The following is a 16,097-nucleotide window of genomic DNA, read 5'->3' as shown; positions in this document are numbered from 1 at the left end:
TGAGCTGCCGCTGTTATGTTGTACTGGCTTATTCCAGAAATTATGACAAAAACATAATAAAGCTTTAACTGTATTTTGTACAACTAAAGCTTGCCCATATGCCTTTAGAAGGAGTTTTAATTGCACTCTGTACACTTATATAATTCTTTTTTGCCGAAGAAGAATACTTTGCTCAATTTTAATTGTACAGAATACAGTTATTCCTGCACATCCGGGTTTTCGCCGTCTTTTAATTGTACAGAATACAGTTATCTGCCAGGCGCTCCATACCGCCTGCTTGAATTCTTCATTTACTTATAAGCGCTGCCGCAGAGAAAACCGCCAGAGAGAAAATCAGGCAGAGCGCTTCAATTTCTTGTGTAATATAATAGATGGCTCCGACAACCCCAAGCCCCGTTGCATTAGAGATAACAAGCCGCTTTACCAGCGATTCCCCGGCAAATCTGATGACAGCAAATTGAAGAATACTAAGCAGGATATGCAGAGGGTATAGAATTAAAAAGAACAGCACAAACACGACGAATCCGCCGGGTCCACTGATATATGAGGTCTCAGACACTAACGAATTATCGATGCCCGTGACCATTATGCCGTATAACACACTTAACACTAGCGAGATTAGGCTGATATTCATTAAAAGTTCTCTTTTAGCTTTGTCCATATACAAAACTCCTAACAGAAGTCTTCATCCACATCGTAATTCCCCGTATACAGCCCCTGCTCTCTTACTCCGTTTGGACTGCCAGCAGCTCCAGAATATCCAGGTTATTGTTCACGGTAATCAGCTTATCCTTATACTCACAGCTCTCAATAAACCGGGGCAGCTTCACGAGATTATAATCCCTGTTCCACTCTATAAGCTCCCGGACACTTTCAGGAGTCTCACGCTTGTTACTTACGGCCACTCCGGATACACGTTCTTCATGCCTCTTCCATATTCGCTCTTCTTGTGAGGATAACGGTGGCATAAGCACGATGATCTTGTCCGCAGCCAGTAAACTTGGCCCTACCCACGCACGGTACACACCTTCGATGATCCATGATTCACGGCTGATGAATTCTTTCAGCTTACGGTCCCGCTCTTCCTCCGGCGCTTTCACACCATATACATCCGCTTCATTATCCCAGAAAATATCATCTAACTCGTAATGCGGGATACTCAGTTTCCGGCTTATTAATGCGGATATGTAGGATTTCCCGCTCCCCCCGCCGCCTATAATATGTAATTTCATTCCCCGTCTCCTCGCTGACTAATATACTCCAAGTAACATTCCGCCCGCTGAACCAGCTACAACCACTACCCAAGGCGGAAGCTTCCAGAAAACCAGCATAATAAATAGAATGGCGGCCAGCGCGAAATCCATCGGCTCCACAATAGCTGAAGTCCACAGGGGGTCATACAAGGCAGCAAGTAATATCCCAACAACAGCTGCATTAATCCCGGCCAAGGCTCCCTGAATTTTCTTGCTTTTTCTTAAGCTGTTCCAAAAAGGAAGTGCGCCGACTACTAGAAGAAAGGCCGGCAGGAAGATGGCGGACGTGGCAACGATTGCCCCGGTAACACCTCCGGTCAGGGCCCCAAGGTAACTGGCAAAAGTGAACAACGGGCCCGGAACAGCTTGAGTGGCTCCGTATCCCGCCAGGAAATCTGCTTGGCTAACCCAGCCCGTGGGAACTACTTCTCTTTCCAGAAGCGGAAGCACGACATGTCCGCCGCCGAATACCAAAGAACCGGAACGATAAAAGCTGTCAAATATCGCTAACCCTCCGGTTTCTGCTGTTCCTCTTAATAAAGGGAGAGCTACCAAGAGACCAAAAAATAATAGTAAACAGAAAATAGCAAAGGTTCGGCTGATTGAAACATGAAGATTTGCTGTGCCTTCCGCAGTTTTTTTACGATAAAGCCATACCCCTACTATGCCAGCTGCAGCAATTGTAAGTACCTGGCTGTAGGCTGTCTGCCAGGACAATGTAACGGCTGCTCCAATAACAGCGATGGTTACTCTATCCCGGTCAGGTGTCAGCTTTTGCCCCATTCCAAGAATGGCATGGGCAACAATCGCCACAGCAACGATCTTCAGTCCATGAATCCAGCCTGCACTGCCTATATCATAGCCTTGAAGCAAAAAGGCAAAGGCAACCAGCGCAATGACAGAAGGTAAAGTAAAGCCTAGCCAGGCAACCATCCCTCCCAGCAAACCTGCTCTTACAACACCGATACCGATACCAACCTGGCTGCTCGCCGGACCAGGGAGAAACTGGCAAAGAGCTACCAGATCAGCGTAGCTCCGTTCATCCATCCATTTTCGGCGGCGTATATACTCATTGTGAAAGTAACCCAGGTGAGCGATCGGTCCTCCAAACGAAGTAAGACCCAATTTAGCAGATACAAGCAGCACTTCAAGAAGGTCCCCCGCTCTCCCCTTCTGAATATTTTCCGGTACCCTCTGCTTATCCGTCTGCATTTACATTGCCCCCTTGATTTTGAACTGCACAGCCTAAACCCTACTGATTAAAATATCCAGCATTTCCTTCGCGTCCGCTTAACTTCCTGAACGGTCCACTCCATACAGCTTGTTCATATGCTCCATATGGGAGACTCCCCAATCATTTAATACCTGAAGTACAGCACTTAATCCTTTGCCGTATTCCGAAATTGAATATTCAACCTTTGGCGGGATTTGATGGTACACCTCGCGGTGCACGATATTGTTATACTCAAGTTCTCTTAATTGCTGGGTGAGCATCTTCTTGTTAATATCCGGAATGGATTTCTGCAGTTCTCCGAATCGCATAGTGCCTTTGTTAATTAGCTGCAACAGAATAACAGGCTTCCATTTCCCGATCAGAATGTCCAGTGCCGATTCAAACTTACAATAGGCTTCCATGCTCCAGCTCCTTATCCTGCGTATGGTTACTTTTACTTAACTATGTTTAATAAAAGTGCCTACTTTCGCGTATTGATTCATTGGGGCTATTATACCAGTAACGAACGAAAAATAAGTAATCTGGAGGAGTCTTTCATGAATATTGCATTATGGATTGTACAGGGAATTGCAGCAGCAGGCTTTGTATATTCGGGCTGGCTCAAGGCATTCCGGTATGGGCAAGCGAAAAAATCCTGGGGATGGGTATCGGCTGTTCCCAAGGCATTAGTGGTCTTTATAGGGGTAGCCGAACTATTGGGTGCACTTGGAATGATACTTCCTTATGCGCTGAATATTGTACCTGTGTTAACACCAGTTGCCGCAGCAGCCCTTGCAGTGACTGTCCTATGCGGCGCCCTTTTCCATATCAGACGCAAGGAATACCGGGAGACCGGCGTGAACATCTACTTTATCGTGTTGGCTCTAATTGTCGCGGTTGGCCGGTTCTGAAGCATCCACGCTGTCCAACCGGCCGATCAGCTGACGCAGGCCCGTTTCATCTGCGGCATACTGGCGGACATCCTCTCCGAGCTGCTTGTCGATCTGCTCTCTCAGAAAGGTATAAGTATAAGTGACGCCATCATATTCTCCCGTGTGATCAGCGATCACATGGATTATACTATCGACGTTATCAATCAGACTGAAGAGCAGAATCGAATTCCGGAAGAACACCTCCCCGCTGATTGCCCCATCCTTCATCACTCCGGCAGCGTCCTTCATGGAGTAGTTGATCGTTAATTCATAAGGGCGGGAGCCTGTTTTCAGCTCGATTCCTGCGCCTTCCAGACCTGCCGGCAATGGCATTTCACCAATAAGCGCAACCACCTTACTATTATCCCCCACAAAGTTTGTCTTGCTCTCCATAAGCTGATCCACCGCATAACCGGAATAAAGCGATTGCGGTGAATTCTGCACCGGCTTAGGATTCGCTGTACATCCAATAATTAAGAGGGCCAACACAAGAACAGATCCTGCAACCATTCCGGAATGGGGCTGACGGTAAGCGAGAATATTCTTAATTCTGGCCTTCACACTGCTATCTCCAAAAGCAAGCGGACTGCCGGTGAATCCCCCGCTCCGGCGGACTGAAAGAGCAAGCAGCGAGCCTGAGTAGCTTGCTTTAATTTGCGGACCCAGCTTCTTGACGACCGTTTCATCACAGGACATCTCTATATCCTTACTCATCAGTGCATAGGACAGCCACATCAGCGGATTAAACCAATGGATAATCACGAGCAGGTACATCAGCGGCTTAATCAGATAATCCCGTCTGCTGATATGAGTCTGCTCATGCAAGATGATATAGGACAGCTCATGGGCGCCTATCCCAACCGGAAGGTATATCCTCGGCTTCATGAATCCGCAAACGAAAGGTGTGCTGATCTGATCTGTTTCAAAGATATTATCCACAACGAGGGTTGCCGTACGCACTCTGCGAAGTATTCTCAAATAAGAGATAACACTAAGCAGAAGGAGTGCAGCAGCACCTGTCAGCCAGATTATACTTCCAGCCCACAGAATGAACTGCATAGGATTAGCGCTGGCCTCCGGAGCAGCAGATGGAAGAAAGCTATTCATGAAGCTTCCTGCGCTGCTTATTCCAGTGTCAACAGCAGGCAGCAGCTGCATTCCTATATTGTGCGGCACGAATTCCATTGCACCTGTGCCGTCCTGGCCCACAGGCTGGAGCAGCCCCAATATACTGAAGCCTGAAGTGAAGCTGACAGGCATGACCAGTCTGATCATTACTGCCGACCACAGGAGATAGGAGAAGATTGTGGGAGCACGCCGCAGCAGAACTCTCGCCAGGATCACCGCTACTGCCACGTAACTTGCCGTAAGGCTCATGTTCAGGATACTGACAAACAGGGTTATCATTGGGTCGCCTCCTCAATAATCTTCTTCAGCTCCGCCGCCTCCTTCGCAGACAACTTCTTGTCTCCCAGAAAGGCGGTTAGAAACTGCGGCAACGACCCGTCAAAAGCTTTATCTACTACCGTCTGGCTCTCGTACCGCTGTGCCTCTGATTTGGGGATGATGGCAGTAACTATTGCCCCTTCATTCCTGAGGATTCCCCGCTCACACAGCTTTCTTAGTACGGTATAGGTCGTGGACTTCTTCCAGCCCAGCCTGGTCAGGCTTAACTTCACCAGCTCTGTTGAATTAATGGGTTCATTATCCCAGATCAGGCAAGCGAATTTATATTCAGCATCGAATAACTTGTAGGGCTCCATTCTGCTCACTCCTCATAAGTTTATTACAGTAAACCTTATAAGGATAAGTCTATTGGAGTAGACCTCAGTTGTCAAGATAGTCCTACTCAGCTTGCGGAAGGCCCGTCCAGATATTCCAGGACAGAAAAATGCAAATAGGTTCTGTTAAGAATTGTTTGTAGATTAGAATGATCCGCTGCATCCTAGCCGCCCTTTCATTTATCTGAAATTTTATCCTTCTCTTTAATTTCACTATACCTGAATATAAAAAAAACCGGAACCACCTAATTTCTTAGGGGTTCCGGCTTCATGCTTACCTCTATAAACCTTACGGACGGTCAATCCAGATATACCCGTCTTCATCCACCTCAACGGTAGCATGTAGACCTTGTGCCAGAACGCGCAGCGGCACATAAGCATCTCCGTATTCATCCACGAATACAGGCTGTGGAAGCTTAACGGTAGCGCCGGCAATCTGTGCCTGTGCGGAGCCGATTTTGAATACCAGCAGATCGCCGTAGACATCATCGGTTACATTAATCGCGCGATTAGCCGCATCCCACTCAACAGAAGCATCCAGGTCCTCTGCAATATAACGCAGCGGAACATAGGTTGTGCCGTTGTCAACGATAGGATAATAGTAATCATCATCCGGTGCGATCATCAGGCTCTTGGACGTAATTCCCATATCATCCTTGAGCAGGTTGTAGACTGCAGAGCCTTGTTCAAAGCTTCTCAGCGTCTCACCCGGAGTAAGCTGCGCTGAGGAGAAATCAATGCCGCCGGTTGTGCTGATCGGATCAGCAGTTACAGGACCATTCACGTTCCAGGTCTCTGAAACCAGCTTCACATTGATACTCTGCAGCGGCAGATCTTCACTGGCCGGAAGAGCAACCTTAAGATCAATGTTCTGTTTACGGACATGGAAGCCGCTGTCCACGAACAGGTCCACGGTCAGCTTCGTGTCTTTGCCGAGAACAGTCTTCAGTTCAGGAGTGCTCTCATAGAGACTCTCGAGCTGCTTATCGTAGACCAGCAGTAGAGCATCCACTGCCAGCTTGGCAGCATCATGCACTACAGTGACTACGCCTTCTTTGTCATCCAGCGGGATCTCTCCGAAGCCCAGACTATTCAGATCTTCACCTGAAGCCCCCAGCAGCGGATACAGATAATCGTAGAGGCCGCTGATCAGAGCAGTGAAGCCTTCAGTGTCTTTGGAGATCGATCTCAGGAAGCTCTTCAGCAGCACCGGAAGCTCTTCACCCGTAATTTCGGTATGTAGCTTCGTCAAGCTCGTCTGTTGGCCATATACAGATTCCGATACCGAGGCAACCGTAATTGCTCCAGGATTCGGCAGGTTCTTCACCACGAACTGGGAGATTAGCTTGGAAAGCTCCAGTGTCTTCGTCTGATCCAGACCTTCTATACCAAGTGTGTCTTCATATCCCTGAATCGGGAAGTAGAACGGCTGCTTGGCTCCTTCAGCGGTAAAGACAATATTCGCCTGATCCATGAAGAAGGAGAACGGAATTTTGGATTGCTTATACCCTACAATTCCCGATGCCGAGACATTGCCGTTGTCCTGCAGCTTCACACTTCCAAGCGTAAGGGATAATGAATTAATAAGATCGACAATCTCCTGATCCTCCGCACGGATGCCTACTGCAGGAACAGCGCTTAAGCTAAGCGTCGTACTAGATTCTGAGGATTTCACATCGAGATCCCCGAGCAAAGCCTTGTTGACATCAAATCCGCCGACGGTTTGGCAGCCTGCCAGGATCAGCAGCAGTGCGAGAAACGGCACCAGCCATTTAGTTCTTGCTTTAATTTTCTTCATAGCATGTCTCCTCTAGCTCATAATGTGGTAACGTATCCATCATCTCAAAGGAGGAAGGATTTGTAAATGTAGAGGACAGAATCTATTATTCCTTCAAAAGGTAAATAAACTCCGCCACTCTATAGATACCCAATCTTGGAAAAAGAGAATCTTTACCAACGCAAGTACCGCTAAATGTGCGGGATAAAATGACCACCAGACCCAGCGCGGCAGCCGTTTCCGCTCCAGTAATATCCAGAAGCCCGGAGTCAGCGCAATGAGTATGGTTGGCACAATACTGGCCATCTGCACCAGCCAATTATAATAGAACAAATAGAATACATTCAGCGCAAAATGTGCCAGCACAAGCCAATACGAGCGGGTATAACGGAAAATCAGGACCAGAAGCAGCCCGTACGCATTATAGTCCAGCGGCAGAAGATCCATGAGCAGCACCGCAAGGATAACTACCGGAATCCCGTACCACAGCTTCGGCAGCTTATCGAGCAGCGTCAGCACGGCAGCAGACAGCAGGAGGGTGAACACCACATTCCATCCGCCGGGGTCCAGCGCCAAATTGTACGGAATCTGGGCAAGCAGGGCGATCACCAGCAGCCGCCGCAGATAGCGGGGTCTCGATGAAGTATGTATATGCCCTTGCACCAGCGCGTAGCAGTAAATCGGAAAAGCAATTCTCCCCACAACCCTCCAGGCAAGCTCGCCCGGGAAAAAAATATAGCCGATGTGGTCGATCAGCATGGTCAGCATGGCAATAATCTGCATCTGTGGCCTCCTGTCACAGTTATGTATTAGTTTACGCCTTAGATGCTATTATCCATGGCCGGGCGGGATGCTGCAAGTGTTGCATGGGATCTTTATGTCAAAAAACCAGAAATGCCCCCTGTCCGGGAGCAATTCTGGCGGCATTTCAAGCCTAAGACGTCTTCGACTTATTATAAATATCAAAGCCTACTGCCAGCAGCAGCACCAGACCTTTAATGCCCTGCTGCCAGTCTACGCCGAGGCCGACGAGCGACATCCCGTTATTCATAACCCCCATGACCAGACCGCCGATGATTGCGCCGACCACGGTTCCGATCCCGCCGGAAGCGGATGCTCCGCCGATGAAGCAGGCGGCGATGGCATCCAGCTCGAAGTTGGTGCCGGCTTTGGGTGTAGCCGAGTTGAGCCGTGCAGCGAACACCAGCCCGGACAATGCGGCCAGCACACCCATGTTAACGAATACCCAGAAGGTGACACGTTTGGTTTTGACCCCGGAGAGGCTTGCCGCCTTCTCATTGCCGCCCAGTGCATAGATATGCCGGCCCATCGTCATGTGATTCATGACGAACGAATAAATCGCGATCAGCACCAGCAGAATGACGAGGATGTTCGGAATCCCGTTGTATTGGGCAATGACATAAGTGAACAGGTTGATTACAAGGACCAGTGCCGCCGCCTTGCCAACAGAAATCCACACCGGGGATTGTTCAAAGCCGTATTTGAGGGTGATTTTGCGGCTGCGGTATTCCTGATAGACAACCAGAACGGACAGGATGACTCCGATGAACAGGGTCAGCACATTCAGCGAACTGCCGCCGGCGATATCGGGGAGGAACCCCGAGCTGATCTTCTGAAAAGCCTTGGGAAACGGCGCAATGGATTGTCCATTAAGCACGATCATCGTTAGGCCCCGGAACAGCAGCATCCCTGCCAGGGTGACGATAAACGCGGGGATTTTGATATAAGCGACCCAGAAGCCCTGCCAGGCACCGACCAGTGCGCCCATCAAGAGCGAGAGAATCACAGCTAGCACAGGATTCATCTGCATATCGACCATCATAATGGCCGAGAGTGCGCCAATGAAGGCGGCCACCGAACCTACTGACAGATCAATGTGCCCGGTGATAATGACGAGTACCATCCCGATGGCGAGCACCAGAATGTAGCTGTTCTGCAGAATCAGATTGGTTACGTTCAGCGGCTTCAGCAGAATGCCGTCCGTCATTATTTGAAAGAAAATAGAAATAAAGATCAAGGCAATGATCATGCCGTATTGGCGGATATTCTTTTTGAAAAGTTCAGTAATGGCTCCCATGCGGTGTTACCCCCTGCTTCGTGTCATAAATTTCATCAACAGCTCCTGCGATGCATCCTTCCGCTCCACTTCCCCGCTGATGTGCCCTTCGCACATCGTGTAGATCCGGTCACACATCCCGATAATTTCCGGCAGCTCGGACGAGATAACCAGCACGCCTTTACCTTCTGCCGCCAGACCGTTGATGATCGAATAGATTTCGTATTTGGCGCCCACATCAATCCCGCGTGTAGGCTCATCAAGGATCAGAATATCCGGCTGGGCATAGATCCATTTGCTGAGCACCACCTTCTGCTGGTTGCCGCCGCTGAGATTGACGGTCTTTTGCAGAATGCTCGGCGTCTTGATGTTCAGCTTCTTCCGGTATTCCTCGGCGACCAGCACTTCCTCATTCTCATTGATCACCCCGCGGCGGGAGAGCTTCTTCAGATTGCTGAGTGAAATGTTCCGTTTAATATCGTCGATCAGAATGAGGCCGTATTGCTTGCGGTCCTCGGTGACGTAGGCTAAGCCGCTCTCTATGGCCTGGGTAATATTGTTAAGGTGTACCTCTCTGCCGTGCATAAAGGTCTGTCCGCTGATCCGTTTACCGTAAGACTTTCCGAACACACTCATGGCCAGCTCCGTGCGTCCAGCGCCCATCAGCCCGGCAATGCCGACAACCTCGCCGCGCCGGATGTGCAGATTGATCTGATCCAGCATTTTGCGGTCCTGTTGGGTGGGATGATATACTTCCCAGTTACGGATCTCGAAGATGGTTTCCCCCAGCTCCGGTGTCCGCTCCGGATAACGGTTCGTCAGATCGCGCCCGACCATGTCCTTAATAATCACATCTTCAGTGACAGCATCGCGCTTCATATCCAGCGTCTTAATGGTCTGCCCATCCCGCAGAATCGTTACAGAATCCGCTATCTTCTCGATTTCGTTCAATTTGTGGGAAATGATAATCGAGGAAATCCCCCGCTTCTTCAGCTCCAGAATGAGCAGCAGCAGGTTCTCGCTATCATCCTCGTTCAGCGCCGCCGTCGGTTCGTCGAGAATGAGCAGCTTCACTTCCTTGGAGAGCGCCTTGGCGATCTCTACGAGCTGCTGCTTGCCGACGCCGATCGTTGATACTCCGGTAAACGGCGATTCCTTGAGGCCGACGGTTGTAAGCAGCTCCTTGGTCTTCACCGTCGTTTCGTTCCAGTTGATCACCCCGCGCCGCGCTTGCTCATTGCCGAGGAAGATGTTCTCCGAAATCGACAAATACGGAATCAGCGCCAGCTCCTGATGGATAATGACGATGCCCAGGCCCTCACTGTCCTTGATATCCTTGAACTGGCATACCTGCCCCTGATACAAAATATCCCCTTCGTAGGTGCCATGCGGATACACTCCGCTTAACACCTTCATCAGCGTGGACTTACCGGCCCCGTTCTCCCCGCAGAGGGCGTGAATCTCGCCTGCCTTAACCTGCAGATTGACATTCGCGAGCGCTTTGACGCCGGGAAATGTCTTCGTAATGCCTTTCATCTCCAAGATATATTCACTCAAGTGTCTCTCACCCAGCTTTCCTTGTGACTGTGCAGCGGCTGCCGGCGGCTGCCCTGATTCCTGGCTGCCGCCGGTTTACCGCTAAATAACTGCCATATAAGCTGAACTTATGAAGGATCTCTGCCTGCTTCTTAAGTTCACTCTGTGCAGCCGGTTACTCTCCCAGCTGATCTTTGGTATAGTAGCCGCCGTCAACCAGCACCTTGTCTACGTTGCTTGCATCCACAGACACTGGCTCCAGCAGGTAGGACGGAACGATTTTGACACCATTGTCGTAGGTTGTGGTATCGTTGACTTCGGCTTCCGTACCCTTCAGCACGCTTTCAGTCATCTCCACCGCCTTCTTGGCCAACTCACGGGTATCCTTGAATACCGTCTGCGTCTGCTCTCCGGACAGAATGGATTTCACGGAAGCCAGCTCGGCATCCTGTCCGGTAACTACCGGAAGCTTCTTGTCGCCCGAACCGTAACCCACGCCCTTCAGGGAAGAGAGAATGCCGATGCTGATACCATCGTAAGGAGACAATACAGCGTCGAGATTATCGCTGGCATAGTTGGCGCTCAGCAGGTTATCCATCCGCGCCTGGGCAGCAGCACCGTCCCAGCGCAGCGTGGCGACCTGATCCATCGTAAGCTGCTTGCTGCGGACGACCAGCTTACCGGAATCGATATATGGCTTCAGGATGGACATTGCCCCATCGAAGAAGAAGTAGGCATTGTTGTCATCCGGCGATCCGCCGAACAGCTCGATATTGAACGGGCCCTTGCCGTCTTTCAGGCCCAGCTTCTCTTCAATGTAGGAGCCTTGCAGCACTCCCACCTTGAAATTATCGAAGGTTGCATAGTAATCTACATATTCACTTTTTTTGATCAGACGGTCATAAGCGATGACTTTGACATCCGCATCATGCGCCTTCTGCAGCACATCCGTCAGGGCCTCTCCGTCAATTGAAGCGATTACAATCGCATTCACGCCTTTGGTGATCATATTCTCGATCTGGGATACCTGGTTCTCCACGACATCCTCGGCATACTGCAGATCGGTGCCGTAGCCCAGCTTCTCGAACTCCTTCACCATGTTGTTGCCGTCATTTACCCAGCGTTCCGAGGATTTCGTCGGCATTGCAATGCCTACTTTGCCTTTGGACGCATCTGTGCCGCTTGATGAATTCCCGTTGCTGCCGCATGCGGACAAGATAAGTACGAGTGTTAGTAGCAATGTGATCAATGAATATCTTTTCATTCCTGCACTACCCCCTGGACTATTCTGTTGTCTTCCACGGGTGCTCCCGTGTGACATGTTGAGTATAGCAACGGAGGCCATGGGGCGTATTTACACTCAGACTACTGTTTTTATAAAATCAGAACTTTTGTCGCGCGGAGCATCTGAAGGTTGTGTAAGGCGTTGGATTGTACATCCAAATTGACGCTAACGGACACAGCAGGCTTTATTTCAAACAAACTGCATGTTTTATGCAACTAACGGACATCAGAGCCTTTAAGTGAGGTCAATACTCCGAAATCTGTTTGCCCGAGGGAGAATAAGTGCTCTCAGGTCCGTTAGCTCTGAAAAATGCACGTTTGCGCGCAAATAAGGCCTCTCAGGTCCGTAACAACTGAACGGATAGGGAAATCCATACTGAGGTGCACATACTGAGGTGCGGCACGCGGCAAGTTTGAAAGGACGGCTGTGTGACACTGTGTAATCGGCGTAGAGTGGCGGCGTGATGCCGCTGAGCGGAGAAAATAGTTGTGATGGCGTAGGGTGATAGCTCAGGGTCATGGTGTACAAGCTGTGTGCAGCGGGGTGGGGATACTATAGCACAGTCATATGCACAGTAACGTGTATGTTGGGTGGTGGTGTATAGGGGGACGGCGCAGCAATAAGCCAGCCGGAAGTTTCCGGCTGACCATTTGCTTCTAAACCGCCCCTCAAACGGAAGCTCCCGCATTCATCGGCGAAGCGGCTTTTCTTGTCATTACCTGAATATTTTGCCAGCCTGCATACTGTGAAGCTTAACTCAAATCGCTTAATGCCTGCTTGATCTCTTCCAGCTCCTGCTTCAATTGGGTGAACAGAAGACGGTTACTCTCTGCAGTCTTGAGTTTGAAATTGGTCTTGCTCAAAAAGGCCATATAAACACCCGAGATTCTTCTGGTGATATTCTCCGCTTCCGCAGGCCCTGAGGATAGCCTGAAAAACTGATTCATCTGCTGTCTGGTCAGCTCGGTGAACGCAAATTTCTCCAGACACGACTCCAGAACTACGATGCTGCCCAGTGCAGCTTGCCTATATTCTCCGGCTGTCCCGGTATTGCTCACAGCATTGACTTCTTCCAAGTTGCGCACCCCTTGCTGTATGTATATATGAACATCCTACTCTTTTCTGCGCCTGCCGTCATCTCCATCCTCAGGCTGCACCCCTTTGCGGAACTGCAGGGGCGACACGCCAGTCTGCTTCTTGAACGCAGTGCTGAAATAATGCTGTGTCTCGTACCCCGACTGCTCAGCCACCTCATGGATGCTCAGCTCTGTTGAATGCAGCAGCTGGGCGGCCCGGCGGATTCGTATTTGCGTTAAATACATGCCGAAGGATTCACCCAGCTCCTGCTTGAACAGGCGGCTGAGATATACAGGTGACGCCAGAAGCTGGCCGGCCATCCCCTCCAGGGTAAGTCCGTATTCGCTGTAATGCTCCTGTATATACTGCTTCGCCCGGCGGACGAGCGGTGACAGCGGCTGCTCTTTGGCCAGCGCCACCCGGCAGCTCCGGTAGGCTGAAGCCAGCTCTGTAATCTCCCCCAGTACAAGCCGGGTGCCGACTTCAACAGCAATTTTGAGATTGCTGCGCACAGCACCTTCTACCCCGGCAAACACCTGCTCGCCTGCGTCATCCCACAGCAGTGCAACGACCAGTCCGGCAGTGTCCCGGAAAATCACCTTGGTATACGGCTCCAGCAGCTCCATGATGATATTCTCGATCGCGAACAGGAACAGCTGGCGTTCGTTCTCCTTCATCCCCGGATGCTGGCCCTCCCATCTCCAGCGGATAATGCCGATCCGCTCCGGCCGCTCCGGCGGCAGCTGCAGGAATTGCAGCTGCTCCCTGATCTCCGCCTGGCTCAGATTCCCGTTCAGCCATTCCTGGCAGAAGCGCTCGCGCAGCAGCGGGAAATTCTTCTGCAGCTGCCGGGAGGCCTGCTGCAGATGCTGGCTCTGCTGCTTCTCCGATTCCAGCTCCCCCCTGACACCCCGGAGCACCTGCATCAGCTGCTTCGGCTCGGCTGGCTTCAGAATATAGTCATTCACCTGCAGACGGATCGACTCCTGGGCATATGAGAATTCATCATGGCCGGTGATGACGATGATTTTGCAGCCGGACAGCTGTTCCCTCAGCCGCTTCATCAGCTCCATGCCATGCATAATCGGCATATTAAGATCCACCAGCGCAATATGAATGGAATGCTGCACCGCCAGCTCCAGCGCCTCTTCCCCGTCTTCTGCCTCGGCAACCACAGTCATACCCAGACTGTCCCAGTCCACACATTGCCGGATGCCTTTGCGGATGATCCCTTCATCATCGGCAATCATTACTTTCCATTTGTCCAGCATGCTCGGATATCCTCCTCTTTCTTAATCCTTCGCAGGATAACTGTCACGGACTACCGGATGACGGACAGTTACAACCGTGCCGCTTCCGGGTTCACTCTCAAGTGTAATTCCATACGGCTTCCCATAGGTCAGTCTAATCCGTGCCTGCACGTTCAGAATTCCGTAGCCGCTCCCCGCGCTATCCGGCAGCGGCGCTTCTGTCTCCATATGCCCGCTGTCCTGTGTTCCTACAGCCTCAAGCCGCTGCTTCAGCAGACTCAGCCGTTCGGGAGTGATCCCTGCACCGTTATCGCGAACCGTAAGGTATAGCTCATTATCCCTTTCCTCGACCTCTATAGAGAGATGTCCGGGGCCGCGGCGTTCCTTAATGCCGTGATAAATCGCATTCTCCACCATCGGCTGCAGCAGCAGCTTAAGCACATACATCTCCTGAAGCTGCGGCTCCACTTCGATGGAATACGTCAGCTTGCTGCTGTAGCGGACATGCTGGATCTTCAGATAGCTGACGATATGCTCCAGCTCATCGGAGAGCGGGATCATATCGCTCCCTTTGCTTAAGCCCAGCCGAAACAGCTTGGACAAGGACTGCACCACCTCGGCAATATCCTCCGCCCCCTTGCTGCGGGCCATCCAGTGGATCGTATCCAGCGTGTTGTAGAGAAAATGCGGCTTGATATGCGCCTGCAGACTGCGCAGCTCCGCTTCCCTCTTTTGCCGAGCCTGCAGTTCTGTCAGGGACAGGAGCCGGCCAATCTGGGCCAGCATGGTATTGAAGCTGCGCCCGAGCAGTCCGATCTCATCAGAACGGTTCCCCCAGTAACGTATCGTCAGGTCGCCAGACTGCGCCTTGCTCATGAAGGAGGCCAGCTGTCCGATCGGACGGGATATGGAATATGCGAGATAGAAGGAAGCCGTCATCCCCAGCATACAGACTACAAATACGAAGGTTACGACATTGAAGGTAATCTCGCGCACCCCAAAGGCTGACTCATCCATCGGAAACACGCCCATCGTTGTCCACCCTGTGAAGGGAGAGGTCCGGTAGATCAGCTGCAAATGGCGGCCGTCCACGATTTCCGAGGTGATGCCTGAAGACTCGGTGAACAGGTCTGCCGGAATCTTTTGCATAAAAGGGTGCTGCGGCGCGTAGATCATCTCCCCGTTGTCATCCACCACTGTCAGGTAGCCCGTCTTGCCCAGTGTAACATCTCTGGCTGTCTCGGCAATGACCCGCAGCTTCAGGTCGACCAGCACCACTCCCTGCACAACCTGCGTTTCAGGATCAACAACCGCCCTTACGGCGGAGACCACCTCGCTCTCCTTATAATCCACATGGGACATTACAGCGCGGCCGTAAGGATGACCGACAATCTTGAAGATGCCCTTGTTCTCCGCTGCCTGCTTGTACCAGGCCTCCTCCGTCAGCTGGGTACCGGAACGGGTATACATCTCATTGCTGATGAAATCGCCTTCACTATTGACCAGCATTATCCCGGCAATCTCGGAGCTGAGCGTAGTGAAGCCCTGCAGAAACTTGCGGATGTTGTATTCCGCCGACTCCCCGTTGCCCGCAGTACTGCCTCGCTGCCCGTTACCCGTCACATTCCCCTTCAGAAATCCCTGCACACCGGGGTCAAACGAAATCAGATAGGTAATCTTCTGCAGATTCTCTACATCACTCTCTATGGCCGTATTCACCTTGCCGATTAGCTGCACCGTGTTCTCGTTGCTCTGTTCCTCCACAATCCGGTCAACCGTCCAGCCAATCAGCAGCCCCAGCCCGATGGAGGGCAGAATGCTGATCAGCAAAAAATGAATAATCAGCTTGTAGCGGATCGGCATATTATTCAGCTTCAGCTTCTCCATGTTCAGGCTGCCCTTGCGCATCACATGCT

15 protein-coding genes are annotated in these 16,097 nt (G+C 51.1%); 1 reads left to right on the top strand and 14 read right to left on the bottom strand.

Translation table 11 applies throughout. The annotated features are described in order from the left end of the window. Positions 1-286: 286 nt before the first annotated feature. The 4 genes from QW71_RS12535 to QW71_RS12520 form a co-directional block, all read right to left on the bottom strand. Entirely contained in the window at positions 287-661 is a 375-nt protein-coding gene (locus QW71_RS12535) for a hypothetical protein (protein WP_039298083.1), read from the bottom strand. A gap of 64 nt (positions 662-725) precedes the next feature. After that, positions 726-1,232 (bottom strand): hypothetical protein, encoded by a 507-nt coding sequence (locus tag QW71_RS12530; RefSeq protein WP_039298081.1) that lies wholly within the window; start codon positions 1,230-1,232, stop codon positions 726-728. Positions 1,233-1,250: 18 nt separating this feature from the next. Beyond that, on the bottom strand, positions 1,251-2,465 hold the full coding sequence (locus QW71_RS12525) for a chromate transporter (protein WP_047013763.1): 1,215 nt from the start codon (positions 2,463-2,465) through the stop codon (positions 1,251-1,253). A gap of 78 nt (positions 2,466-2,543) precedes the next feature. After that, entirely contained in the window at positions 2,544-2,888 is a 345-nt protein-coding gene (locus QW71_RS12520) for a helix-turn-helix domain-containing protein (protein ID WP_039298079.1), read from the bottom strand. 135 nt (positions 2,889-3,023) lie between these two features. On the opposite strand from QW71_RS12520, the gene QW71_RS12515 reads away from it, so the two are divergent. Continuing rightward, complete coding sequence (locus tag QW71_RS12515; RefSeq protein ID WP_039298077.1) at positions 3,024-3,377, top strand: DoxX family protein; 354 nt, start codon at positions 3,024-3,026, stop codon at positions 3,375-3,377. Here QW71_RS12515 and QW71_RS12510 read toward each other — a convergent pair. From QW71_RS12510 to QW71_RS12465, 10 genes are all read right to left on the bottom strand, one after another. After that, positions 3,351-4,805, bottom strand: coding sequence for a M56 family metallopeptidase (locus QW71_RS12510; protein WP_039298076.1), 1,455 nt, complete (start codon positions 4,803-4,805; stop codon positions 3,351-3,353). The genes QW71_RS12515 and QW71_RS12510 overlap by 27 nt on opposite strands. Continuing rightward, complete coding sequence (locus QW71_RS12505; RefSeq protein WP_039298074.1) at positions 4,802-5,161, bottom strand: BlaI/MecI/CopY family transcriptional regulator; 360 nt, start codon at positions 5,159-5,161, stop codon at positions 4,802-4,804. Before QW71_RS12505 ends, QW71_RS12510 begins: the two co-directional genes overlap by 4 nt. A 307-nt stretch (positions 5,162-5,468) precedes the next feature. Further along, positions 5,469-6,977: a copper amine oxidase N-terminal domain-containing protein gene (locus QW71_RS12500; protein ID WP_039298072.1), complete on the bottom strand. Its 1,509-nt coding sequence runs from the start codon at positions 6,975-6,977 to the stop codon at positions 5,469-5,471. Positions 6,978-7,070: 93 nt separating this feature from the next. Next, positions 7,071-7,739, bottom strand: coding sequence for a TraX family protein (locus tag QW71_RS12495; protein WP_039298070.1), 669 nt, complete (start codon positions 7,737-7,739; stop codon positions 7,071-7,073). A 151-nt stretch (positions 7,740-7,890) separates the two neighbouring features. Beyond that, complete coding sequence (gene mmsB / locus QW71_RS12490) at positions 7,891-9,054, bottom strand: multiple monosaccharide ABC transporter permease (protein ID WP_039298068.1); 1,164 nt, start codon at positions 9,052-9,054, stop codon at positions 7,891-7,893. 6 nt (positions 9,055-9,060) lie between these two features. Beyond that, positions 9,061-10,590, bottom strand: coding sequence for a multiple monosaccharide ABC transporter ATP-binding protein (gene mmsA, locus QW71_RS12485; RefSeq protein WP_039298067.1), 1,530 nt, complete (start codon positions 10,588-10,590; stop codon positions 9,061-9,063). A 154-nt stretch (positions 10,591-10,744) separates the two neighbouring features. Next, positions 10,745-11,833 carry a multiple monosaccharide ABC transporter substrate-binding protein gene (chvE, locus tag QW71_RS12480; protein ID WP_039298066.1) on the bottom strand — a complete coding sequence of 363 codons (1,089 nt, stop codon included), beginning with the start codon at positions 11,831-11,833 and terminating at the stop codon, positions 10,745-10,747. Between the two features lie 773 nt (positions 11,834-12,606). Beyond that, positions 12,607-12,930, bottom strand: coding sequence for a hypothetical protein (locus QW71_RS12475; RefSeq protein ID WP_039298064.1), 324 nt, complete (start codon positions 12,928-12,930; stop codon positions 12,607-12,609). A gap of 36 nt (positions 12,931-12,966) precedes the next feature. Then, entirely contained in the window at positions 12,967-14,202 is a 1,236-nt protein-coding gene (locus tag QW71_RS12470) for a response regulator (RefSeq protein ID WP_039298062.1), read from the bottom strand. Positions 14,203-14,223: 21 nt separating this feature from the next. Beyond that, on the bottom strand, positions 14,224-16,089 hold the full coding sequence (locus tag QW71_RS12465; RefSeq protein ID WP_039298060.1) for a sensor histidine kinase: 1,866 nt from the start codon (positions 16,087-16,089) through the stop codon (positions 14,224-14,226). Positions 16,090-16,097: the final 8 nt, after the last annotated feature.

This window comes from Paenibacillus sp. IHB B 3415, from assembly GCF_000802655.2.
GTDB classification, from domain to species: Bacteria; Bacillota; Bacilli; order Paenibacillales; family Paenibacillaceae; genus Paenibacillus_AQ; species Paenibacillus_AQ phytohabitans.
Note: the sequence above shows the minus strand (reverse complement) of the source record. Positions and strands in the feature narration are given on the sequence as shown.